The 23343-nt window shown below is 66.5% G+C and carries 26 protein-coding genes; 12 read left to right on the plus strand and 14 right to left on the minus strand.

Going from position 1 to position 23343, the window contains the following annotated elements; all coding sequences use genetic code 11:
- Positions 1-2 precede the first annotated feature (2 nt).
- The 5 genes from BLW05_RS14240 to BLW05_RS14260 are packed head-to-tail and all read left to right on the plus strand — an operon-like array spanning position 3 to position 4020.
- Positions 3-908, plus strand: coding sequence for a sulfurtransferase (locus BLW05_RS14240; RefSeq protein WP_093163472.1), 906 nt, complete (start codon positions 3-5; stop codon positions 906-908).
- A complete protein-coding gene (locus tag BLW05_RS14245; RefSeq protein WP_093163473.1) occupies positions 905-1450 on the plus strand; it encodes a DUF2796 domain-containing protein in 546 nt (181 codons plus the stop codon). Before BLW05_RS14240 ends, BLW05_RS14245 begins: the two co-directional genes overlap by 4 nt.
- 7 nt (positions 1451-1457) lie before the next feature.
- Positions 1458-2162, plus strand: a complete 705-nt coding sequence (locus tag BLW05_RS14250) for an ABC transporter ATP-binding protein (protein ID WP_093163475.1) — start codon at positions 1458-1460, stop codon at positions 2160-2162.
- Entirely contained in the window at positions 2159-3418 is a 1260-nt protein-coding gene (locus BLW05_RS14255) for an ABC transporter permease (RefSeq protein ID WP_093163476.1), read from the plus strand. Before BLW05_RS14250 ends, BLW05_RS14255 begins: the two co-directional genes overlap by 4 nt.
- Positions 3419-3420: 2 nt before the next feature.
- Positions 3421-4020: a DUF3299 domain-containing protein gene (locus tag BLW05_RS14260; RefSeq protein ID WP_093163477.1), complete on the plus strand. Its 600-nt coding sequence runs from the start codon at positions 3421-3423 to the stop codon at positions 4018-4020.
- 12 nt (positions 4021-4032) lie between these two features.
- Here the strand turns inward: BLW05_RS14260 and BLW05_RS14265 are convergent, their stop codons facing one another.
- Entirely contained in the window at positions 4033-4488 is a 456-nt protein-coding gene (locus tag BLW05_RS14265; protein WP_093163478.1) for a GNAT family N-acetyltransferase, read from the minus strand.
- Positions 4489-4490: 2 nt separating this feature from the next.
- Positions 4491-5753 (minus strand): glutamate carboxypeptidase, encoded by a 1263-nt coding sequence (locus tag BLW05_RS14270; RefSeq protein ID WP_093164056.1) that lies wholly within the window; start codon positions 5751-5753, stop codon positions 4491-4493.
- Between the two features lie 184 nt (positions 5754-5937).
- Between BLW05_RS14270 and BLW05_RS14275 the strand changes: the two genes are divergently transcribed.
- The gene (locus BLW05_RS14275) at positions 5938-6147 is read left to right on the plus strand and encodes a dodecin (RefSeq protein ID WP_093163480.1); all 210 of its coding nucleotides are present in this window, start codon (positions 5938-5940) and stop codon (positions 6145-6147) included.
- Positions 6148-6284: 137 nt separating this feature from the next.
- Here the strand turns inward: BLW05_RS14275 and BLW05_RS14280 are convergent, their stop codons facing one another.
- From BLW05_RS14280 to BLW05_RS14295, 4 genes are all read right to left on the minus strand, one after another.
- A complete protein-coding gene (locus tag BLW05_RS14280) occupies positions 6285-6527 on the minus strand; it encodes a hypothetical protein (RefSeq protein ID WP_093163481.1) in 243 nt (80 codons plus the stop codon).
- A gap of 131 nt (positions 6528-6658) precedes the next feature.
- Positions 6659-7540, minus strand: a complete 882-nt coding sequence (locus tag BLW05_RS14285) for a ZIP family metal transporter (protein ID WP_093163482.1) — start codon at positions 7538-7540, stop codon at positions 6659-6661.
- 147 nt (positions 7541-7687) lie between these two features.
- Entirely contained in the window at positions 7688-8446 is a 759-nt protein-coding gene (locus BLW05_RS14290) for an aspartate/glutamate racemase family protein (RefSeq protein WP_256330301.1), read from the minus strand.
- Between the two features lie 12 nt (positions 8447-8458).
- Entirely contained in the window at positions 8459-9340 is an 882-nt protein-coding gene (locus BLW05_RS14295) for a transporter substrate-binding domain-containing protein (protein ID WP_093163485.1), read from the minus strand.
- 211 nt (positions 9341-9551) lie between these two features.
- On the opposite strand from BLW05_RS14295, the gene BLW05_RS14300 reads away from it, so the two are divergent.
- Entirely contained in the window at positions 9552-10772 is a 1221-nt protein-coding gene (locus BLW05_RS14300; protein WP_093163487.1) for a D-amino acid dehydrogenase, read from the plus strand.
- Positions 10773-10802: 30 nt separating this feature from the next.
- Here BLW05_RS14300 and BLW05_RS14305 read toward each other — a convergent pair whose 3' ends face one another.
- The 7 genes from BLW05_RS14305 to xdhC form a co-directional block, all read right to left on the minus strand.
- Positions 10803-11330, minus strand: coding sequence for a DUF4136 domain-containing protein (locus tag BLW05_RS14305; protein ID WP_093163488.1), 528 nt, complete (start codon positions 11328-11330; stop codon positions 10803-10805).
- Positions 11331-11402: 72 nt separating this feature from the next.
- Positions 11403-12614: a beta-ketoacyl-[acyl-carrier-protein] synthase family protein gene (locus BLW05_RS14310; RefSeq protein WP_256330302.1), complete on the minus strand. Its 1212-nt coding sequence runs from the start codon at positions 12612-12614 to the stop codon at positions 11403-11405.
- Positions 12611-12877 carry an acyl carrier protein gene (locus BLW05_RS14315; protein WP_256330303.1) on the minus strand — a complete coding sequence of 89 codons (267 nt, stop codon included), beginning with the start codon at positions 12875-12877 and terminating at the stop codon, positions 12611-12613. Before BLW05_RS14315 ends, BLW05_RS14310 begins: the two co-directional genes overlap by 4 nt.
- Positions 12878-12931: 54 nt before the next feature.
- Positions 12932-13687: a phosphatase PAP2 family protein gene (locus BLW05_RS14320; protein ID WP_093163494.1), complete on the minus strand. Its 756-nt coding sequence runs from the start codon at positions 13685-13687 to the stop codon at positions 12932-12934.
- 69 nt (positions 13688-13756) lie between these two features.
- Positions 13757-15091 (minus strand): glycerate kinase type-2 family protein, encoded by a 1335-nt coding sequence (locus BLW05_RS14325; RefSeq protein ID WP_093163496.1) that lies wholly within the window; start codon positions 15089-15091, stop codon positions 13757-13759.
- 144 nt (positions 15092-15235) lie between these two features.
- A complete protein-coding gene (locus BLW05_RS14330) occupies positions 15236-16441 on the minus strand; it encodes a urate hydroxylase PuuD (protein WP_093163498.1) in 1206 nt (401 codons plus the stop codon).
- A 209-nt stretch (positions 16442-16650) separates the two neighbouring features.
- Positions 16651-17463 carry a xanthine dehydrogenase accessory protein XdhC gene (gene xdhC / locus BLW05_RS14335; RefSeq protein WP_093163499.1) on the minus strand — a complete coding sequence of 271 codons (813 nt, stop codon included), beginning with the start codon at positions 17461-17463 and terminating at the stop codon, positions 16651-16653.
- A 53-nt stretch (positions 17464-17516) separates the two neighbouring features.
- On the opposite strand from xdhC, the gene BLW05_RS14340 reads away from it, so the two are divergent.
- Complete coding sequence (locus BLW05_RS14340) at positions 17517-18023, plus strand: hypothetical protein (RefSeq protein ID WP_093163501.1); 507 nt, start codon at positions 17517-17519, stop codon at positions 18021-18023.
- Positions 18024-18028: 5 nt separating this feature from the next.
- Here BLW05_RS14340 and uraH read toward each other — a convergent pair whose 3' ends face one another.
- Entirely contained in the window at positions 18029-18391 is a 363-nt protein-coding gene (gene uraH, locus BLW05_RS14345; protein WP_093163502.1) for a hydroxyisourate hydrolase, read from the minus strand.
- 74 nt (positions 18392-18465) lie between these two features.
- Here uraH and BLW05_RS14350 point away from each other — a divergent pair, with 74 nt between their 5' ends.
- The 4 genes from BLW05_RS14350 (at position 18466) to BLW05_RS14365 (ending at position 23286) form a co-directional block, all read left to right on the plus strand.
- Positions 18466-19140: a GntR family transcriptional regulator gene (locus tag BLW05_RS14350; RefSeq protein ID WP_093163504.1), complete on the plus strand. Its 675-nt coding sequence runs from the start codon at positions 18466-18468 to the stop codon at positions 19138-19140.
- Positions 19141-19156: 16 nt separating this feature from the next.
- Positions 19157-20092, plus strand: coding sequence for an allantoinase PuuE (gene puuE / locus BLW05_RS14355; protein ID WP_093163506.1), 936 nt, complete (start codon positions 19157-19159; stop codon positions 20090-20092).
- Between the two features lie 151 nt (positions 20093-20243).
- Entirely contained in the window at positions 20244-22022 is a 1779-nt protein-coding gene (gene uraD, locus BLW05_RS14360; RefSeq protein WP_093163508.1) for a 2-oxo-4-hydroxy-4-carboxy-5-ureidoimidazoline decarboxylase, read from the plus strand.
- A 4-nt stretch (positions 22023-22026) separates the two neighbouring features.
- On the plus strand, positions 22027-23286 hold the full coding sequence (locus BLW05_RS14365) for a M20 family metallopeptidase (RefSeq protein WP_093163510.1): 1260 nt from the start codon (positions 22027-22029) through the stop codon (positions 23284-23286).
- Positions 23287-23343 lie beyond the last annotated feature (57 nt).

The raw sequence follows: 23343 nt of genomic DNA on the forward strand, positions 1-23343 counted from the left end.
ACATGTACACCACCCTGATTTCCGTCGAGCAACTCCAGGCCCTGAAGGCCAGCGAGGCGCGGTTGATGGTGTTCGACTGCACCTTCGACCTGATGAAGCCCGATGCCGGCGCGCAGCTGTACCGCACCGCACACATCCCGGGCGCGGTGTATGCCAACCTCGATACCGCGCTCAGCGCGAAGCACGGCGTGGCCGGCGCGCATGGCGTCGTCGTCGCGAAGGAAGAAGGCCCGCCCGCATCCGGCGGCCGCCATCCCCTGCCCAGCCGCGAGAAGTTCGCCGCATGGCTCTCCAGCGTCGGCTTCGCCAACGACATGCAGGCGGTGGTCTACGACCGCAACGGCGCCAACTACTGCGGCCGCCTCTGGTGGATGCTCAAGTGGATGGGCCATGAGGCGGTGGCCGTGCTCGACGGCGGCCTGCAGGCCTGGCAGGCCGCAGGCGGCGCCGTCACGGACCGCGAGGAGCCCTCTCACTTCCAGTCGAACTTCGTCACCGGCGAGCCGCTGATGCGACTCGTCGACACGAGGACGGTGGCCGCACGACTCGCACAGGCTGACCAGACGCTGATCGACGCACGCGCACCGCAGCGCTATCGCGGCGAAGTGGAACCACTGGACCCGGTTGCCGGTCACATCCCCGGGGCCCTGAACCGGCCCTTTTCCGAGAACCTCGGACCTGACGGGAAGTTCAAGCCGGCCGCGCAACTGCGTGCCGAATTCGAATCGTTGCTGGCGGGCCGGGAGCCGTCCACGGTGGTCCACCAATGCGGCAGCGGCGTGAGCGCGGTGCCCAACCTCCTCGCGATGCAGGTCGCAGGACTCGGACCGACCGCGCTCTATGCCGGCAGCTGGAGCGAGTGGAGCAACACGCCGGGGCTGCCGACCCGGCAAGGCGCAGAACCATGAAACTGATGAGCCGGCCGCTCATTTCGCTCGCACTGACCGCAGTCGTCGCCATCCCGCTCGGCGCGCTCGCGCAGGCCCAGCACGCGCATGTGCATGGACAGATCAAGCTCGACGTCGTCGTCGAAGGCCCCACCGTGGTGATCGAGATGGAATCGCCGCTCGACAACTTCACCGGCTTCGAGCGCGCGCCGCGCACCGATGCCGAGAAGAAGACCGCGGAATCCGTCATCGCACAGTTGCGCGCGGCGGACCAGATCTTCCGCATCGACCCGGTCGCCAATTGCAAGCTCGGCCCCGTCACCCTGCGTTCGCCCGCACTGGGCCTCGGCAAGGCCGAGGGTGAATCGACCGAAGGCCATGCGGATCTCGACGGCACCTTCGCCTTCAATTGCACCAACGCGGCGGCGGCGAAGTTCATCGACATCGGGCTGTTCAGCGCGTTCAAGGGCCCGCGCCAGATCGATGCACAGATCGCATCGCCCCAAGGCCAGTTCAAGCGGGCGCTGAAGCGGCCCACCGAACGGCTCGTATGGAGCAAGTGACCCGCCCGTGAGTTCCGTTCTTTCGGCTGAATCGCTCCGATTCCAATGGCCAGGCGCCAAGGCGCCATGCATCGACATCGAGCGGCTCGACATCGCCGCCGGCGAAGCCGTGTTCCTGCACGGCCCGAGCGGATGCGGCAAGAGCACGCTGCTCTCGCTCCTGGCAGGCGTGCTGGTGGCCCAGCATGGGCGCACCACGCTGCTCGGGCACGACTGGGCCGCGCTTTCGGGCGCGAGCCGCGACCGTCTGCGGGTCGCCCATGTCGGCTACATCTTCCAGCAGTTCAACCTGCTGCCCTATCTGAGCGTGCTGGACAACGTGCTGCTCCCCTGCCGCTTCTCGGCGCGGCGAATGGCGCAGGCCGCGCGCGAAGGCACGGCGCAGGCGCAAGCCGAGCACCTGCTCGCACAGATGGGCCTGGATTCGAGCCTCTGGCGGCGGCAGGCCCTGCAGTTGTCCGTCGGACAGCAGCAGCGCGTGGCCGCTGCGCGTGCGCTGATCGGCCACCCCGAAGTCGTGATCGCCGACGAACCCACCTCGGCGCTCGATGAAGACCGCCGCGAAGCCTTTCTCGACGTGCTGCTCTCGGCCTGCGAGGCGAACCGCAGCGCGCTTGTCTTCGTGAGCCACGACCAGCGGATCGCCGAGCGCTTCGCGCGCCACATCCTGCTTCCCGAGATCAATCGCGCAGCCGTGGGAGAGGTTGCATGAGGGCACTCTTCGGCATCGCCTGGCGAAGCGCGTGGAACCGCCGCTTCACGCTCGCACTGACCGTGTTGTCGATCGCACTGTCGACCTTCCTGTTGCTCGGCGTCGAGCGCATCCGCACCGAGATGCGCGAGAACTTCGCGTCGTCGGTGTCGGGCACCGACCTGATCGTCGGCGCGCGCACCGGCTCCACGCAGCTGCTGCTGTATTCGGTGTTCCGCATCGGTTCCGCGACCAACAACATCCAGTGGAAGAGCGTGCAGGCGCTTGCCGCGCATCCCGGCGTGAGCTGGGTGGTGCCGCTGTCGCTCGGCGATTCGCACCGCGGCTTTGCGGTGCTCGCGACCACGCCGGAGTATTTCGAGCACTTCCGCTACGGCGACCGCCAGCCGCTGCGCATCCGCGAGGGCAAGCCGTTCGGCGAGCTCTTCGATGCGGTGATCGGCGCCGAAGTCGCGGACCGCCTCGGCTATCGCGTCGGCCAGAAGATCACGCTCGCGCACGGCAGCGGCGAGCTGGTCGCGGAACATGCCGACAAGCCCTTCACGGTGGTCGGCGTGCTCGCGCGCACCGGCACGCCGGTCGACCGCACGGTGCACATCGGCCTCGGAGCGATGGAAGCCATCCACCTCGAATGGGCAGGCGGCGCGCCGATGCCCGGCCTCAAGATCCCGGCCGACCAGGTGCGCAAGTTCGACCTCACGCCGAAGAACGTGACCGCCGCGCTGGTCGGCCTCAAGAACCGGGCGGCGGTGTTCGCGGTGCAGCGCTGGGTGTCGACCTATGCCGGCGAGCCGCTGATGGCCATCCTGCCGGGCGTGGCGCTGGATGAGCTCTGGAGCGTGATCGGCGTCGGCGAGAACGCGCTGCTGCTCATGTCCGCGCTCGTTGCGCTGGTGAGCCTCGCCGGGCTGGTGTCGGTGGTGATGGCGGGGCTGAACGAGCGCCGCCGCGAACTCGCGGTGCTGCGCGCGGTCGGCGCGAATCTCCGGCATGTGCTCACGCTGCTCGCGCTCGAAGGCGGGCTGGTCACGCTGCTCGGCGTGGTGATCGGCGTGGCGCTCGCGGCGCTGGGCATCGCCGTGCTGTCGCCCTGGCTGCAGTCCCAATTCGGATTGGCCCTGCGCCTGTCCGAACCTACACTGAACGAATGGCTGCTGCTGGCAAGCCTGATCGCAGCGGGCTGGCTCGCGAGCCTGCTGCCCGGCATTCGCGCCTACCGGCTGTCGTTGGCCGATGGCCTTTCTCCAAGGATCTGAAGATGACTCTGCGCCTTCCTCTTTCGTTTCTTCTCGCCGTGGTCATTGCGGGCAGTGCGCTTGCGGCCGAGCCCTCCCCCTCGGCCACCTCGCCGACCAATCCGCTCGGCGGCAAGGCGGGCAGCGAGAAGGTCGCCCCCGGTCAACCGCGCGTCATTTCGTGGGAAGAGCTGGTGCCCAAGGACTGGGATCCGATGAAGGAACTCAAGGGCATGGACCTGAGCAAGCTCGACGACAGCGACCCGCGCGCGAACGAGCTGCTGATGAAGCTGCAGGATGTGTCGAACAACGCGCCCACCAATACGGCGATGAACGGGGTCGAGGTCAAGATCCCGGGCTTCATCGTGCCGCTCGAGGAGAACAAGGGCGAGGTCACCGAGTTCCTGCTGGTGCCCTACTTCGGCGCCTGCATCCACACGCCGCCACCGCCGGCCAACCAGATCCTGCACGTGCGCCCGAAACAGGGCGCGAAGTTCCGTGCGATGGACACGGTCTGGGTCACCGGCAAGCTGCAGACCCTGCGCAACGATTCGATGATGGGCGTGAGCGGCTATCACATCACTGCCGACAGCGTCACCAAGTACACCGGCGGCGCGAAATAGCCGCCGGCGGTCCTAGAGCTCCTTCGTCATGAAGAGGCTGTTCGGGTCCGGGGCGTAGTCGCCGAAGGGCCCGCAGCGCGTGAACCCGAACGACTCGTAGAGCCGGTGCGCAGGCGCGAAGGCCTGCATGCTCCCCGTTTCCAGGCTCAGCCGCTGATAGTCGCGCGCCTTTGCTTCCGCGACGATGTGATCCAGAACGGCGCGCGCCACGCCTCGACCGCGATGGGCTTCGGCGGTGCGCATCGACTTGATCTCGCCATGCGTCGAAGACAGCGCGCGGAGCGCGCCGCAACCGAGCAGGTCACCGCCTTCCCACACCGTCCAGAACGAGATGTCCGGCTGACGCAGCTTGTCGAGGTCGAGTGCGTGCACGCTCTCGGGAGGCGACACCGCGTGCATGTTGCGCAGATGCTCTTCGAGCAGCGCACGGATCTCGGGGCCGGAGAGGTCGTCCTGCCGGATCTCCATGGTCACTGCTTGCCGATTTCGGTCAGGAGCCGCGTGACGAGATACAGGCGCGGCACGATCGAGTCGACCTCGATGTATTCGTCCTTCGCGTGATAGCCGAAGCCGGCGAGGCCGAAGCTCTCGACCACCGTGGCCTTGCCCGACCGGCCCGCGAAGCCCGCGTCGGTGCCACCGCCCGTCATCGGCGCCAGGGCGAGGTCGCGGTCGATCTCCTTGTAGATCGCCTGCGCCTTCGCGGCGAGCGCCGCACCCTTCTCGCCGGCCAGGAAGGCCGGGCGGCCCACCTCGACCTTCAGGGTGGTTTCGGTATCGGGGATCAGCTTGCTGCTGTCGATCTTGCTGCGCAGCGCGGCTTCGAGCTTCTTTTCCGCACCGGGCTGGGTGATGCGGATATCGCCCAGCGCCTGCGCCTTGGCGGTGATCTGGTTGAGCGGGCCGTTGGCGCTCGCCACGGTCCAGTTGAGCGTGGCACCGGGCGTTTCCTTCGGCACGTCCTTGGTCTGCAGCATCTGGTAGGCCAGTTCGTAGAGCGCATTGCGGCCAAGCTCAGGCGCGGCCCCGGCATGCGCTGCGCGCCCTTTCACCTCCAGCGTGGCGGTCGCGATGCCCGCGGCACCGAGCAACAGCGCCTCGCCCTTGGCCACCGATTTCGCCGCCGTGGGCTCGAAGGACAGCACGACGTCGTGCTGGTCGGCCAGCGTGGAGATCAGCTCGCCCGAACCGACGGAGCCGACCTCCTCGTCGGGATTGAACAGCACGGTGAGCGTGTCGTAGTCGCGCCAGCCGGCATCCCCGAGGATCCTGAGCGCGGCGAGCATCACCGCGATGCCGCCCTTGTCGTCGGCAATGCCGGGGCCGTAGATCCGGCCGCCATCGACCTTGTACGGCTGCGTGCCCAGGATGCCGGCCGGGTAGACGGTATCCATGTGCGCCTGCAGCATGATCTTCCGCTTGCCGGTGCCCTTGAGCGTGCCGACCACGATGTCGGCACCCGCACCGGCCGTCGCCTTGCGCCGCTCGGTCTTGAAGCCCGTGCTCTTGAGCTGGCCCTCGACCACATCCGCCATCTTCGTCAGTCCATCGACATTGAGGCTGCCCGACTCGATGAGCACCATGTCCTTGAGGTTGTCGATGACCGCGGGCTGCGCCTTTTCGGCCGCCGCGAGCAGCCTGGCGTCGGGTGCGGCCTGCGCCACCGAGCTTGCAAGAACAAAACTGCAGGCCACCGCAAGGGCCGAGAGTGCACCGGGAAGACGTCGATTCATCATGAGGAAGGGGAGGTTGAAAAGCGTGGAGAAGCATATTTCACACCTCGCCCGGCACAAGCACATCCGGGACATGCGCGCTTGGCCCCATGCACGGGTTTCAACTAGGCACCCTTCAACCGCTCGACGTGCCACCATGGCGGCGCCATCGCATCGAATCCCAAACGACAGCAAGGAGAACGCCATGACCAGCCACGTCTACAAGCTCATCGAACTCACCGGCTCCTCCCCCAACAGCAGCGACGACGCTGTCCGCCGAGCCATCACCAAGGCCAGCGAGTCGGTCCGCAACATCCAGTGGTTCGAAGTCACCGAAACCCGCGGCCACGTCACAGACGGCAAAGTCGCCCACTGGCAAGTCACCCTGAAAGTAGGCTTCACCCTGGAGGACTGAAAGGAAAGCGCGATCTGGGCGGCGCAAAGCGCCCGCCCGTTCGTGAGCCGCCGCGGATCCGGCTCCGCCGGTCCGCCGGAGGCGCCCCCTCGCAGGGGGTGGAGAGCGACACGAAGTGCGCGAGCTTGGGGGTGGTCTTAATCAGGCGCTTGAATCACCCGATCGAACTCCTCGTCCGCCAGCACATTGTCCGCGTCGAGTTCGCTCGCATCGGTCAGATCGATGCCCGTCTCCTCCGAGAGCTCGTCCGTCGCCTCGGCCTCGAGCTCGTCATCCTCGAATTCCTCCTCCGCGTCTTCGGACACGTTGTCATCGGTCTCGTCGATCTCGGGTTCGTCTGCGGCTTCTCCGGTACGCAGAGGGGGGTCGGCGCTCTTCATGATCGGACTCCTGGCTGACTGACTGGCGCATCGCAACGATGCACATCCCGAGTGTGGGCCCAACCGTCGAAGCCGTCCTGTCAGAAAAGACGCAACAAGCGTTTCAGAACGTGCATGACCCGGGCGGTCGCTCAATCGGCGTGGTCATGGCCCTCGTGCGCCTCATGCGCGTGGTCGGCGTCGCCATGCGCATGGGCATGCTCGCCGTGGGCAAGGCGGCTGACGAGCGTGACCAGCAGGATACCGATCGCCAGCCATACGATCTGCATGGCCGTCTGGCGCGCGGGCAGGCGTTTTTGAAGCTGCGGGATCAGGTCGGCAAGCGCCACGTAGACGAAGCTGCTGGACGCCAGCACCAGGAAATACGGCAGCCATTCGTGCAACCGGTCCACCAGCCACCAGCCGACCACGCCACCGAGCGCGGTCATGGTGCCGGCCAGCGATACCTTGACCAGCGCCGCGCGCTGATTGGCAGAGCTCTGGCGCAGCACCACCAGGTCGCCGATATGGTGCGGCACCTCATGCGCCAACACCGCGACCGCAGCGACCAGCCCGAGCCGCAGGTCGGCGATGAAGGCCGATGCGATCAGGATGCCGTCGCCGAAGCAGTGCACGCTGTCGCCGGTGAGCACTGCCCAGCCGCCGCCCTTGGCGGTCGGGGCGTGGGAATGACCGTGCGCGTGGTGATGGTCGTGATCATGATCGTGGGCGCCTTCATGGTGATGCTCGTGCCCGTGATGCCACAGCTCGGCCTTGTCCAGCAGGAAGAAGAAGACCAGCCCGAACAGCAGCACGGCAAAGAGCACGCCCGGCGCAATGTGGCTTTCGAAGGCTTCCGGCAGCAGGTGCATGAAAGCGGTGGCGAGCAGCGCCCCGGCCGCGAGGCTCAGCAGATGCTGCGGGTTGACGCCACCTTCGCCGGTGCGAACCCCGACGCGCAGCAGCAATGCGGCGATCCACACACTTCCGATACCGGCGACGAGGGTCGCGGCGATGATGGCTAGCAAATTCATGACGGGTTGACGCTGTTTGGCAAAACAAAAGCCGTCCATCGGACGGCTTTCGGTGGAAAGCGGCTGGAGGATGCGGCTTGCCCACACCTTTGGCTCTTGGCAGCCGGTCAGCCGGCTGCCAGTTCGCTTTTCATCTTATCAACCGTGTCAAGCGGGATGTGCGGGAAGGATGGAAGCCCCGTCGTAGGCGCGGTTTGCCAATGCGGAAGCGAGCACCCGTGCCGGGTCGACGAGCCGCAATCCACTCACGGCCTCCGAGTCTTTCAGGCCGAGGGGGATCTCGGTGCATCCCATCACGATGGCCACGTCACCGTGCCGACGCCCCAGTTGCAGCGCCACCTCGCTGAAGCACGCCTGCGCCAGCGCCATGTCGCCGGCCTTCACGCCGTCGTAGATCCCGCGCATGAGCTGGCGCCGCTCGGCGGCCAGCGGCAGGTGACAGCGCAGGCCCGCGCCGGCCATGGCGTGTTCGTAGAGACCGATCCGGTAGGTGCCCTCGGTCGCCATCAGCGCCACGTCACGCACGCCCTGCGCCGCGAGATGCGCCGACACCTCGCGCGCCACGTGCAGCAGCTCGATGTTTGGGAAGCGTGCCTGCAGCGTGTCATGCCAGGCATGCGCGGTGTTGCAAGCGATCGCGACCGCGCGGCTGCCGAGCGCAGCCAGCCGCCCCAGCGCCTGCAGCATCGGCTCGAGCGGCTGGTGCGCGCCCTGCGCGCTGGAGTCGATCGCGCCGGTGCGATCGGGAACCGGCACCTGCGCCAGCCAGTGCTCCGGGAAAGCCTGGTCCCGCACTGGCTCGCCACGCGCCCGCATCAGGCCGGCGCAGGCCTCGACGAAGAGCCGCACGAAATCCGCGCCGGCCGCCGGCCCCATGCCTCCAAGAATGCCAACCACATGCGTCACAGCAAATTGTGCTCAGGTCGCCGGCTTGTCGCTGGGCGTCTTGATGTTGTCGCGCAGCTGCGGGCTCATCGGCAGGCCCAGCGCAGTGCCCCTGGGCGGGATCGGCTGCATGAACCACTTGTCGTACATCTTCTCGAAACGGCCGGACTTCATGAGATCGATGATGGTGTCGTCCACCACCTTCTTGAAGGCCGGGTCGTCCTTCGGCAGCATGCAGCCGTAAGGCTCGACCTGCAACGAATCGCCGACGACCTCGAAGTCGCCAGGGTTCTTGGCGTTGGCGATCTGGCCGAACAGCAGGATGTCGTCCATCGCGAACGCGACGGTGCGATCGGTCTCGACCAGCAGGAACGCGTCGGCATGGTCCTTCGCAAGGACGATGTCCATGTCGAGGTTCTTCTCGGTGTTGTACTTGCGCATGACGAGCGCATTGGTGGTGCCGGTGGTGCTGGCCACCTGCTTCTTCGCCAGGTCCGCGTAGTTCTTGATGTGGGAGGACTTCTTCACCAGAAGCCGCGTGCCGGTGTAAAAGTGATTGATCGCGAACGCGACATCCTTGCCGCGCGCCGTGTTGTTGGTGGTCGAGCCGCATTCGAGATCGACGGTGCCGTTCTGGATCAAGGGGATGCGGTTGGCCGAGGTCACCGGCATCAAGGCGACTTCGAGATTGGGCTTGTTGAGCTTCTTCTTGACCGCATCGACCACCGCATTCGACAGCTCGACCGAGAAGCCGATCGGCTTGCCGCCATCCAGGTAGCTGAACGGCACCGACGACTCGCGATAGGCCAGCGTGATCTTGCCGGACTCGGCGATCTTGGCCAGGGTGTCGGCCGCCTGCGCGCCCGTCGCGGCGGCGGCGAGCAGGACGGCGGTCATCAATGCGGATAGCTTCATGCGAGCCCTTTCGGTGGATTGAATGTGAAACGGAGTGTAGGAAGCATTGACCTGCTGCTCACAATTCCTTTTACAGGGACGGCCATGACCAAAAGTTATGGGCAGGGTATCCCATGAGGTTTGGCTATGGGCCGCGGCGCTTTTGGCATTTCACGGCGCAGGCGGTGCGGCCTAGAGTCGGCGCATCCAAGACAAGAGAGAGGAAAGCGTCATGCACGTGTGCGTGCTGGGAGCCGGCATCGTCGGCCTGGCCACCGCCTGGCAGCTGAACCGCCAGGGTTTCGAGGTGACCGTGATCGACCGTGCAGCGCCCGGCGCCGGGGCCAGCGGCGGCAACGGCGCGCAGCTCAGCTACTCGTACGTGCAGCCGCTGGCCGATCCTTCCATCTGGAAGCAGCTGCCCAAACTGCTCCTGTCGCCCTCCTCGCCGTTGAAGCTGCGTCCTCAGCTCGACCCGCTCCAGTGGCGGTGGGGCCTGGCTTTCCTCGCCGCCTGCAACGCGACGACTTCGCGAGAGACCACCGCGCAGCTCCTGGCATTGGCGGCGCGCAGCCGGGTCGCCTTCGAAGAGATGCGCGCCGAGCTCCAGCCCGATTGCGACTTCTCGGCCACCGGCAAGCTGGTGCTGTACGCGAGCGAGGCATCGCTCGAAGGCGCACGCCGGCAGCTCGAGCTGCAGCGCGCCCTGGGCAGCGAGCAGCGGCTGGTGACGCCGGACGAATGTGTCGCCATCGAGCCGGCGCTCGCGGACTATCGCGACCAGATCGCCGGCGCGATCCACACGCCGAGCGAATGCGCGGCCGACTGCCTCAAGGTGTGCACGGCGCTCGAGCAGGCGCTGCGCGCGCGGGGTGTGCGCTTCGTTCTTGGCGCCGAGGTGAACGGGTTCGACCTGCGCAGCGGCCGTGTCGCTGCAGTCCGGACTTCAGGCGGGGATGTACCCGCAGATTTCTTCGTGATGGCGCTGGGCACCGCATCGCACAAGCTCGGCGCGCAGCTCGGCACCTACCTGCCGGTCTACCCGCTCAAGGGCTACAGCATCACGCTGGATGTGGACCCGGCGCCGGGCGCCGCGCCGTGCGTGAACGTGACCGACAGCGCACGCAAGGTGGTCTTCGCCCGAATCGGTTCGCGACTGCGGGTGGCCGGGATGGCGGAGCTCGTCGGCCACGATGTGAGCATCCCCGCGACGCGCATCGAGACGCTCGCGGAAGCGACGCGCGCCGTGTTCCCTAAGGCGAGCCGGATGGAATCGCTCCACCCGTGGACCGGCATGCGCCCCGCGACACCGACGGGGTTGCCGATCATCGGCAAGGTCGCGGGGGCACCGTCGAACATGCTGTTCAACACCGGCCATGGTGCATTGGGCTTCACGCTGGCCTTCGGGTCAGCGCAGCAGATCGCCCAGGTACTGCAGACGAAGCGAAGCTGAGAACAACGCGCCCCGGGGCGCGCCGCGCGCTCACTTGGCGGGCGCGCTGCCCGGCGGGAAGCCGGCGAACATCTTGTCGAGCGCGGTCTGCAGCATCGCGTTCATGCGCGCCGGGTCGTCCTGCAACGTGCCGCTCGCGGTGCCGCGCCACAGTCCGCGCTTGGTGGTGCCGTCGAACAGGTCGACGACGAGCGTGCCCACCTCGAAGGTGTCGACTGTCGTCGTCGAGTTCGGCGCGGCCGGCCCGAAGCCGCCCCAGCCGAGGTAGCCCACGCTCGTCGTGTTGAAGACCTGGCGTTCCTGGCTGGTCACATGCGCGGCCACGTGGACATCGCCGTTGGGCGCGAGCTTCCATCCCCGGGCCTGCAGGCGCGCGTCGATGCCGTCGACGATGCGCTGCTGCATCAGCGGCGATCCGCCATCGGGCTTCGTCACCCAGTTGTAGGTCTTGAACCGCGAGAAGTTCACACCGGGATCGAAATCCGTCTTGACCGTGGGGGTGGCTGCGCAGGCCGATAGAAGCACTGCGAAGACCAGTGCAACGAAGCGTCCGATCATGTTCACTCCAATAGCTGGTTGCGAAGGCTTGGGCAGTTTAGCCCGGCGTCCCCGCAACTCGAACCCGCGCGTTCAGGCGCGCGCGAAGACAAGGACCGAGTTGGTGCCGCCGAAGGCGAATGAATTGCTGATCGCCGCCTCGAGCTGCGGCGCCGCGGCACCGGCCTGCGGAACGAGGTTGAGGCTGCAGGCTGGATCCATTTCGGCGCAGTTCGCATTGGGCGGCAACTCGCGCCGCTGCAGCGCCATCACGGTGACGACGGCCTCGAGCGCGCCGGCCGCGCCGAGCAGGTGCCCGTGCAGCGCCTTGGTCGAACTGACGCGCAGTTGGTCGAGATCGTCGCCCCACACCTGCGCCAGCGCGTCACGCTCGACCACGTCGCCGATGCGGGTGGCCGTACCGTGGGCATTGCAGTAGCCGATGTCCCGCGGCTGCAGGCCGGCCTGTCGCAAGGCCTGGCGGAGCGCGCGCGACTGGCCCGCCGCGTCGGGCTTGGTGAGGTGGGTGGCATCGCAGCTCTGGCCCCAGCCAGTCAGCAGTGCACGCAGATTGGCGCCGCGCCGGCGGGCACGCTCGGCGGACTCGATCACCAGGAATGCCGCACCCTCGGCGAGCGCGAAACCGCTGCGGTCGCTCGCGAACGGTCGAACCGCCGCCGCTTCATCGCCGGGCGCGAAAGACGCGAGCGTCTGCATCGCCTGCCATGCGAGAACGACGCCGGGCACGATCAGCGCTTCGCTTCCGCCGGCGATCGCCAAGTCGACTTCGCCGCGCTGGACTGCTTTCGCGGCCTCGGCGATTGCGAGGCTCGACGAGGCGCATGCGACCGAATAGGTCAGCACCGGCCCGTACACGCCCTGGCGCATCGCCACATGCGAGGCCGGCGCGCTGGGCATGAAGGCCGGGATGGTCAGCGGCGGCACGCGTCCGTTGCCTCGATAAGCGGTCTCCAGCGCAGTCGCACCGCCCATGCCGCAGCCGGCGAACACGCCGATGCGCTCGGGGTCCACGTCGGTGGCCTCGCCGGCATACCCCGCGTCGCGCATCGCCAGGTCGGCGGCGGCAACGGCCAACTGGCTGACCCGGTCGACGCCGGCGAGTTGCAGCTTGGTGAACCAGCGCAACTCGTCGAATGCTGCGGTGGCCGCGGCCGCGGGCTTGGGGAGTTCAGGGAAGACGGGGTGCAGCGCGGATTCACCGCGCATCAGCGCATCGAACATGGCCTGGGGCTCGTCCCCATGCGGCGAGACGATGCCGATTCCGGTGACGGCGACTTCGCTCACGCTGATGCGGATTGCGCGGCTTTCACCTTGTCGACCAGGGCCGCGAGTTGGGCCAGCGTGTCGATCGTGGGATCGTCGTCGGGCATGCTGATGCCGAAGTGGTCTTCGATCGCGAAGACGAATTCGACCAGCGCCAGTGAATCGAAGCCCTTCTCGCGCATGGAAGCGTTCGGGTCGAGCTCCGCCGGCTCGATGCCGTATTTCTCTTGGATGAGGTCCTGCAGTTCTTTGAGCGAACTCATTTGTGCGGTGTCAGTCGTCATGTTCTGTCCATCGACCGGTCCTGTCGATGGCAATGTTGGTGGTTGCTACGTGGCTCAACCCCTCCTGGGAAGGCCGCGATCGACCCGCTGGCCATGCATTTCCATGATATCCGCTTCAGCACGCGGACTTGGCGTCGGACGCGGCCGCCAATACAGCGACGGGATCGCGAAAGCAATGCCAAGAACGGCGCCCGCGACCGCGTCGAGCACCACATGCTGGCGGGTCGCGAGCGTCGAATAGACGATCGCGAGAAACCACGCCCCGTTGATGCTCCGCAGCCAGGTCGGCACGCGGATCGCCCTGAAGACATGGTCGATCCAGATGGCCGTGAAGATCGCCACGGCCACGTGCATCGAGGGACATGCATTGCCCGCGGCATCGACGCCGAGAAGGATCTCGAAGCCGGGAAATTCGGTCGGGTCCTTGGGAATCGTCGGGATCTGGGTGGGCCAGAGATAGAAGAAGCCGAGACCGGTCAGGCACAACGCGCCGACCCATATGCCGTAGGACAGCAGTTCCCTGAACGTGAGCTGCAGCCCCGGCGCGACGCCGACATAGACCCAGAGCGAGAAATACGCGATCAATGCCGGTGGCTGGAACGGAATCCAGCTGTCCAGCGCAGTGAGCGGCATCACCGTCACCGGACCGGCCGGCTCGCGCAGCAAGTGGAAGTAGCCGATGAAGAAAATCCAGGTCCATGCCGTGGTGCCGACCACCTTCAGCGGCAGGTAGCGGCGCAACCGCAACCCGAGGTCGGAAACCCAGCGCGGGGACGGATGGGGCGCGAGCCCCGGTCGGGATGGGTTCATGCAGGTCGGCGTGTTCGTTCGGTCAGGCACAAAGCATGCCCGTTGCACCGTCCGAACGAGCACGCAGAACTACAGGATCAACAGCGCACGAAAGTCGTTCACGTTGGTGTGCGTCGGTCCGGTGACCAGCAGGTCCCCGATCGCATCGAAGTAGCCATAGGCGTCGTTGCGATCGAGGTGATCCGCAAGCTTGCGGCCGGCGGCTTCCGCGCGGCTGAGCGTGTCGGGCGTCACAAAGGCACCGGCATTGTCCTCGACACCGTCGATCCCGTCCGTGTCGGCGGCCAGTGCCCACACGTTCTCTCGACCGGCGAGCGCGCCCGCGAGGCCCATGCAGAACTCGCCGGCGCGGCCGCCGCGGCCCTTCGGCTGGCCGGGTTGACGCGGACGTATCGTCACCGTGGTTTCGCCGCCCGAGATGATCACGCAGGGACTGGCGAACGGCTGGCCGTGCATCGACACCGCACGCGCCAGGGCGCCGTGGACTTTGCCGACCTCGCGCGATTCGCCTTCCATCTCGTCGCTCAGGATGTGCGCCGCGATGCCGGCGGCGCGCGCCGCGGCGGCAGCGGCTTCGAGCGACTGCTGCGGCGTGGCGATCAGATGCGTGGCGTGATGCCTGAAGACCGGGTCGTTCGGCTTGGGGGTTTCGAGCGCGCCGCTTTCGAGCCCGGCCCGCACCGCGGCGGGCACCTCGATGCGATAGCGGTCGAGAATCGCCAGGGCCTGCGCGCAGGTCGAGGCGTCGGGCACGGTCGGTCCGCTGGCGATCACCGCCGGATCGTCGCCCGGCACATCGCTGATGGTGAGCGTGACCACCTGGGCCGGCCCGCAGGCCGCCGCGAGACGGCCGCCCTTGATGCGCGACAGGTGCTTTCGCACGCAGTTCATTTCGCCGATGTGGGCGCCGGATTCGAGCAGCTGCGTGTTGATGCGCTGCTTGTCGGCCAGCGTCAGGCCTTCGGCCGGCAGCGTCAGCAGCGCCGACCCGCCGCCGGAGATCAGGCACAGCACGAGGTCATCCGCCGTGAGCCCTTCCGTGAGCGCGAGGATGCGCTCAGCCGCCTTCATGCCGGCCTCGTCGGGCACCGGATGCGCGGCTTCCACGATGTCGATGCGCTGCGGCAACCCTTCGGGTCGCGGAGGAATGTGCCCGTAGCGCGTGACCACCAGGCCCGACAGGGATGCATCGGCCGGCCACAGCGCCTCCAGTGCCTGCGCCATCGACGCGCCCGCCTTGCCGGCACCGAGCACCAGCGTGCGGCCCTTCGGCGGCTTGGGCAGGCATGGCCCCATGCTGGCAAGCGGCAGGGCGCGCTCGACCGCTACGCGATAGAGATGTTCCAGGAATTCGCGCGGCGCACGTTGCGGATCCGGGGCGGGTGATGTGTTCAGCGGGTTCATGATTTCACCTTGTCTCCGTAAAAGACCAGTATCCCTCCCAGCGCGCAAACCCAGGGGGCCGCCGCGCCCGGCCGCCCGAAGCGGCCGGCCCGCCCCCAGCAGGGGGGTGGGCGAAGCGACACGAAGTGCGCGCAGCCTGGGGGGTTACTTTGTCGCAGCGCCGCCTTCGAACCACTTGGCGATCAGTGCGCGTTCGGCGTCCGTGATCCCGGTGGCGTTGTTCATCGGCATGATCTTGGTGACCACCACCTGCTGGTACACCGCCTGCGCGTGCGCAGCCACCTGGTCAGGCGCGTCGAGCCGCACGTTCTTCATCTGCACCTGCGCACCGTGGCACATGTAGCAGCGCTGCTCGAGCACCTTCTGCACATCACCGAACGAGACCTTCTGCGCGGCGGCGCCCGGCGCCGGCGCAGCGGCCGGCTCGGGCTTCATCCAGACGATGGTCAGGCCCAGCACCGCGATGCCGAAAAGCGCATACGGAAGCGGATTGCGCGCATTGCCCAGCTTGAAGCGATGGCGCACCACGAAGAATTGCCGGATGGCCGCGCCGCCGAGCATGATCAGCAGCAGCACGATCCAGTTGTACTGGTTCGTGTAGGTGAAGCTGTAGTGGTTGCTCAGCATCGCGAACAGCACCGGCAGCGTGAAGTAGGTGTTGTGCACGCTGCGCTGCTTGCCGCGAGCGCCGTGGATCGGATCGACCGGCTTGCCCTCGCGCAGCGCCGCGACGTTCTTGCGCTGGCCCGGAATGATCCAGAAGAAGACGTTGCCGCTCATGGTCGTGGCCATCATCGCGCCCACCAGCAGGAAGGCCGCGCGGCCCGCGAACCAGTGGCAGGCGAGCCACGCCGCGAAGGCGATGAAGATCGCCACCAGCACCCCGACGATGGTGTCGCCGTTCTTGCGCTGGCCGAAGATCTGGCAGATGCCGTCGTACACCATCCAGAAGACGACGAAGAAGGCCAGCGCCACCGCGATCGCGGCGCCGGGCTGCCAGTCCATCTTCGATTTGTCGATGAGGTAGGTGCTGGCGTTCCACAGGTATGACACCGTGAAGAGCGCGAAGCCGGTGAGCCAGGTCGAATAGCTCTCCCAGTACGACCAGTGCAGGTGATCGGGCAGTTTCTTCGGCGCCAGCGCGTACTTCTGCATGTTGTAGAAGCCGCCGCCGTGCACGGCCCACTGCTCGCCGCCGACGCCCTTGTCCAGTGATTCCTGGTCCTGCGGCTTCTCGAGGCTGTTGTCCAGCATCACGAAGTAGAACGACGCGCCGATCCACGCGATCGCGGTGATGACGTGGACCCAGCGCAGCAGGAGATTGGCCCAGTCGAGGTAATAGCTTTCCATTTGGCTTCAACCCTTACGGCGTGTGGGAACGCCGTGGTGTTCCGGCCTGCTCACCACTGCGGGCGCTGTAAGCAGAGTTATTGCCGCGAACGAAAGGCACCTGATGGCTCCTCGCTCCGCTGCGGCTTGTGAACTGAAGTGTATACACTTTTCAAGGAAAATCATCGGGTTCTGGCACTGGGATGCGTGCAGGAAAACCCTGATCACCCTCAAGCGGAATAGAGGGATTGCAACAACTGTGCCGCCACCGCGACGGCGATGACCTCCGGCTCCTTGCCCGTGACGCCCGGGACGCCGATGGGGCAAGTCACACGATCCATCTCGCCGGCGGTGAAGCCGCGCGCTTCGAGACGATGACGGAAGGTGGCCCACTTGGTCTTGCTGCCGATCAGGCCGACGTAGGGCAGATCGCTGCGCTCGCGCAGGCGCTTCAGGCAGGCGATCACGATGTCCAGATCCTCGGCGTGGCTGAAGCTCATGATCAGCACGCGAGAGCCGGGTGCCAGGTCGGCGACAGCCTGCTGCACGGGGTCGGAATATTCGGTCTCGATCTGCGCTGGCAGCGCATCTGGAAAGACGCCGTCCCGGCTGTCGATCCAGCGCACCGAGAACGGCAGCGTCGACAGCAACCGCGCCAGCGCCGCGCCGACGTGGCCACCACCGAACAGCGCGACCGGTTCAAGGTGCGCAAGCAGTTCCTTCTGCAGCGCCTGCGCATCGGAAGCCTCGATGCGCCGGTACGACAGAAACACCACGCCGCCGCAGCACTGTCCGAGGCTCGGCCCGAGTGGATAGCGACGGATGCCTTCGATGGCCGGCCCGCCCGCGAGCCAGGCTCGCGCTTCCTCGGTCGCCTGGAATTCGAGCTGCCCGCCGCCGATGGTTGCAGTCAGGCTGTCGGCCCAGACGGCCATCCATGTTCCGGCCTCGCGCGGCGCCGAGCCCTGCGTCGATTCGACCCGCACCAGAATGCCGTGCTCGCGCTTCAGCCGCGCGAGGAGTTCGTCAACCGCGCCTGTCATCGGCGATACCTCCGGTTTCGGCGCCCATTGCCCGCCACGGTATAACCGCGCCAATGAATTTCAAGCTCACGCCGCGCCGCCTTGCATTGGCGGGCGCCCTTCTCTCCAGCCTTTGGCTTGCCGGTTGCGGCACCAGTCCGACCGCTCCAGGCGCCGTCCCCGGCCAACTCAGCAACGCGACGCCCGAGCGCGGCGACACCAACCGCCCCCGTCCCACGCCGTCGAACGCAACGACCGCACGCGACTATCGCAAGGACGCCGCGCGCTACGTCTACCAGCTCAACAAGCGGCGCATCTACGAAGGCAAGCTGCCGCCGATGCTCTACGCGGTCGGAACGCTCCAGGTCGAACTCGACGCCAACGGCAAGGTGCTTTCGATGCATTGGATGCGCGCGCCGAAACACGCGCCCGAGGTGATCGCGGAAATCGAGAAAGCCGTGCTCGAAGCGTCGCCCTTCCCAGCACCGACACGGCTCGGCAAGGTGACGTGGACGGACACGTGGCTGTGGGATGAGGAAGGCCATTTCCAGCTCGATACCCTGAGTGAGGGGCAGCTCTAGCCGCTTCAGGAGCCTCTGTAGGTCGAATAGCTCCAGGGGCTCACCAAGAGCGGCACGTGGTAGTGCTGGTCGGCGCGCGCGACGCCGAAGTCCAGCGACACGCGATTGAGGAAGTTCGGCTCCGGCAGCGTCACGCCGCGGGCCTTGAAATAACCAGCCACATCGAACACGAGGCGGTAAGTCCCCGTCTTGAGCGTGGTGTTGTCGTAGAGCGGGCCGTCGCTGCGCCCATCCGCATTCAACGTGAAACGCCGCACCAGCGTGGCGCGCGCGTCTTCGCCCGTGCCGTCGGTGGTGTACAGCGCAACCTCCATGCCGGCGGCGGGCGTGCCGTGCATCGTGTCCAGTACGTGGGTGCTCAGGCCCATGGATTCGCTCCTTCAGTGCATTCGGGAAATTCCGGTCGACAAAAGTGTATACAGTTCCTGGCTTTCGGTCTATCATGAAAAACATGGAATCGACCACCACCCGTGCCATCGTCGACGCACTCACCAAGGCCATTGTGGAGCACCGGCTCCAGCCGGGCAGCAAGCTGGCGGAGCAGAAGCTCGCGGACCATTTCGGCGTCTCGCGCACGCTGGTGCGGCAGGCCCTGTTCCAGCTTTCGCAGAACAAGCTGATCCGGCTCGAACCTGCACGCGGCGCCTTCGTGGCGGCGCCGGCGGTCGACGAGGCCAAGCAGGTCTTCGCGGTGCGCCGCATGCTCGAAGCCGAAATGACGCGCGCCTTCGTGCGCAGCGTGACGCCGGCCAAGATCAAGGCGCTCAAGGAGCACGTGGCCCTCGAGAAGGCCGCCGTCTCCGGCGAAGACATCTCGGGCCGCACCGAGCTGCTCGGCGACTTCCATGTGCGCATGGCCGAGCTCATGGGCAACCAGGTGCTGGCGCAGCTCCTCGGCGAGCTGATCTCGCGCTGCGCGCTCATCACCCTCATGTACCAGAGCGCCAGCGCCGCCGAGCACTCCAACGACGAGCACGCCGACATCGTCAAGGCGCTCGCCGCCAAGGACGAGGAGCGCGCGGTTCGCCTCATGACGGAACACCTCGAACACGTCGAGGCCAACCTCACCTTCGACCGCAAGGTCCCGACGCACGACATCTCGCTCGCGCTGGCCTGAACCCTCCCTCATCATCATGAGCACCTACGACTCCACCTTGCCCTACCCGCGCGACCTCGTTGGCTACGGTCGCAATCCGCCGCATGCGCAATGGCCCGGCCGCGCGCGAATCGCGGTGCAGTTCGTCCTGAACTACGAGGAAGGCGGCGAGAACTGCGTGCTGCACGGCGACGCGGGCTCCGAGCAATTCCTCTCGGAGATGTTCAATCCGGCGAGCTTCCCCGATCGCCACATCAGCATGGAAGGCATCTACGAGTACGGCTCGCGCGCCGGCGTGTGGCGCATCCTGCGGGAGTTCGAAAAGCGCAATCTGCCGCTCACGGTCTTCGGCGTCGGCATGGCGCTGCAGCGCTATCCCGAACTCGCGATTGCCTTCAAGGAGCTCGGCCATGAGATCGCATGCCATGGCTGGCGCTGGATCCACTACCAGGGCATCGACGAAGCCACCGAGCGCGAGCACATGCGCCTGGGCATGGAAGCGATCGAGAAGCTCACCGGCGAACGCGCACTCGGCTGGTACACCGGCCGCGACAGCCCGCGCACCCGCCGGCTGGTCGCCGACTACGGCGGCTTCGAATACGACAGCGACTACTACGGCGACGACTTGCCGTTCTGGATGAAGGTGCAGAAGACCGATGGCGAAGTCGTGCCACAGCTCATCGTGCCCTACACGCTGGACTGCAACGACATGCGCTTCGCATTGCCGCAGGGCTATTCGCATGCCGACCCCTTCTTCCAGTACATGAAGGACACCTTCGACGCGCTATACGCCGAAGGTGACGAGGCACCGAAGATGATGAGCATCGGCATGCACTGCCGCCTGCTCGGACGGCCAGGGCGCATCACCGCGCTGCAGCGCTTCCTGGATCACATCGCCGCGCATGACCGCGTCTGGGTCTGCCGCCGTGTCGATATCGCGCGACATTGGAAGGCGACGCACCCATACGCATGAAGCTCACCCCCAGCCTCGCCCACTTCGTGTGGCTCGGACACCCCCTCTCCGGGGGGCGATCCCGGCGGCCCGGCAAAGCCGGTTCCGCGGGATCTCTGGCCTGGCGGCAGCGAGTGACGCCGGCTCGGCAACAAACACAGGAGCAACAGACATGGCCCTCACCATCGACCAACTGAACACCGCCTCGGGCGCCGAACTCGTCGCGCTGCTCGACGGCGTCTACGAGCATTCACCGTGGATCGCGGAGCGCGCGGCCAAGACGCGCCCCTTCCGCTCGCTGCCGCACCTCAAGCACGCGCTGGTGCAGGCCGTGACCAGCGCATCGCGCGACGAGCAGCTCGGTCTGATCCGCGCCCACCCCGAGCTCGCCGGCAAGGCGATGGTCGCCAAGAACCTCACAGCGGAATCGACCAACGAACAGAACAAGGCCGGGCTCACCAACTGCACGCCCGAGGAGTTCGCGAAGATTCAGCAGCTCAACGCGGACTACAACGCGAAGTTCGGCTTTCCGTTCATCCTGGCGGTGCGCGGCCCGCGCGGCACGGGGCTCGCCAAGCAGGAAATCATCGAGACCTTCGAACGCCGGCTGCACAACCATCCGGACTTCGAGCTCGGCGAAGCGCTGCGCAACATCCATCGCATCGCCGAGATCCGCCTGAACGACAAGTTCGGCGTGGATCCCGCGCTCGGCAACGAGGTGTGGGACTGGCAGGAAAAGCTCTCGGTGCACACCGACCCGGGCTACGCTGAAAAGGGCCAGCTCACCGTCACCTACCTGACCGATGCGCATCGCGCGTGCGCCCAGCAAATCGCGCAGGACATGCGCGAAGCCGGTTTCGACCATGTCGAGATCGATGCGGTCGGCAACGTGGTCGGCCGCTACGAAGGAGCGACGCCGGGTGCGAAGACGCTTCTGACCGGCTCGCACTACGACACGGTGCGCAACGGCGGCAAGTACGACGGCCGCCTCGGCATCTTTGTGCCGATCGCCTGCGTGCGCGAGCTCAAGCGCCAGAACCGTCGCCTGCCCTTCGGCTTCGAAGTGGTCGGTTTCGCGGAGGAAGAAGGCCAACGCTACAAGGCGACCTTCCTTGGCTCGGGCGCGCTGATCGGCCATTTCGATCCGACGTGGCTGGACCAGAAGGATGCCGACGGCATCACGATGCGCGAAGCGCGCCGCAACGCCGGCCTGAAGGACGAGGACATTCCGAAGCTGCAGCGCGATCCGTCCAAATACCTCGGCTTCGTCGAAGTGCACATCGAGCAGGGCCCGGTGCTCACCGAGCTGGATGTGCCGCTGGGCATCGTCACGTCGATCAACGGCAGCGTGCGCTATGTCGGCGAAGTCATCGGCATGGCCAGCCACGCCGGCACCACGCCCATGGACCGCCGCCGCGATGCGGCTGCCGCCGTCGCCGAACTGATCCTCTTTGCCGAAAAGCGCGCGGCGAAGGACGGCGATTCGGTCGCCACCGTCGGCATGCTCGAAGTGCCGAGCGGCTCGATCAACGTCGTGCCGGGGCGCTGCAAGTTCAGCCTGGACCTGCGCGCGCCGAACAACGCGCAACGCGATTCGCTTGCGAAAGACGTGCTCGATGCGCTCAAGGAAATCTGCGAGCGGCGCGGCGTTCGCTACACGCTCGAAGAGACCATGCGCGCCGCTGCAGCCCCCAGCGCGCCCGAATGGCAGAAGCGCTGGGAGAAGGCCGTCGACACACTCGGCGTGCCACTCTTCCGCATGCCAAGCGGCGCCGGCCACGACGCGATGAAGCTGCACGAAGTCATGCCTCAAGCCATGCTCTTCGTGCGCGGGATCAACTCCGGCATCAGTCACAACCCGCTCGAATCGAGCACCAACGACGACATGCAGCTGGCGGTGCAAGCCTTCCAGTTGCTGCTCGATGACCTCGCCACCGAACAAGCCCATTAAGACCATGACCGACTACAGCAAGCTCGACGCCTGGATCGACGCCCACTTCGACGAGGAAGTGCGCTTCCTGCAGGAAATGGTGCGCGTACCCACCGACACGCCGCCCGGCAACAACGCCCCGCATGCCGAACGCACCGCGGAACTGATCAAGGCTTTCGGCTTCGAGGCCGAGAAGCATGCGGTGCCCGAGCAGGAAGTGAAGGACTACGGCCTCGAGTCCATCACCAACCTGATCGTGCGCCGCAAGTACGGCGAAGATGGCGGCCGCAAAGATGGAGAACGACCAAGCAAAGGCTTGGTCGTGGCACTCAACGCACACGGCGACGTCGTGCCGCCCGGCGAGGGCTGGACACACGACCCGTACGGCGGCGAGATCGAAGACGGCAGCCTCTACGGACGCGCTGCCGCTGTCAGCAAGAGCGACTTCGCGAGCTTCACCTTCGCGCTGCGCGCGCTCGAGGCGGTCGCCAAACCCACGCAAGGCAGCGTCGAGCTGCACTTCACGTACGACGAGGAATTCGGCGGCATCCTCGGCCCGGGGTGGCTGCTCAAGAACGGCCTGACAAAGCCCGACCTGATGATCGCCGCGGGCTTCAGCTATGAGGTGGTCACCGCGCACAACGGCTGCCTGCAGATGGAAGTCACTGTGCACGGCAAGATGGCACACGCGGCCATTCCGACCACCGGCGTCGATGCACTGCAGGGCGCGGTGAACATCCTCAATGCGCTCTATGCGCAGAACAAGATCTACCAGGACGTCACATCCAAGGTCGAGGGCATCACGCACCCCTACCTCAACGTGGGCCTGATCGAAGGCGGCACCAACACCAACGTGGTCCCCGGCAAGGTGGTGTTCAAGCTCGACCGGCGGATGATTCCCGAAGAGAACCCGGTGGAAGTCGAAGCCAACATCCGCAAGGTGATCGCAGACAGCGCCGCGCAGATGCAAGGGATCACGGTCGAGATCCGGCGCATGCTGCTGGCCAATTCGATGAAGCCGCTGCCCGGCAACAAGCCGCTGGTCGATGCGATCCAGAAGCACGGCCAGGCGATCTTCGGCGAGCCGATCAAGGCCATGGGCACGCCGCTCTACACCGACGTGCGGTTGTACGGCGAGGCCGGCATCCCCGGCGTGATCTACGGCGCAGGGCCGCGCACGGTGCTCGAATCGCACGCCAAGCGCAACGACGAGCGCGTGGTGCTCGAGGACCTGCGCCGCGCAACGAAGGTGATCGCGCGGACGCTCAGCGATCTGTTGTCCTGATCGGCATCGATTGAATCCGGCACGCGGCGTGCGGTCATTGAACGAGACCGCATCGCC

This window comes from Variovorax sp. YR216 (assembly GCF_900107745.1).
Taxonomy (GTDB): domain Bacteria; phylum Pseudomonadota; class Gammaproteobacteria; order Burkholderiales; family Burkholderiaceae_C; genus Variovorax.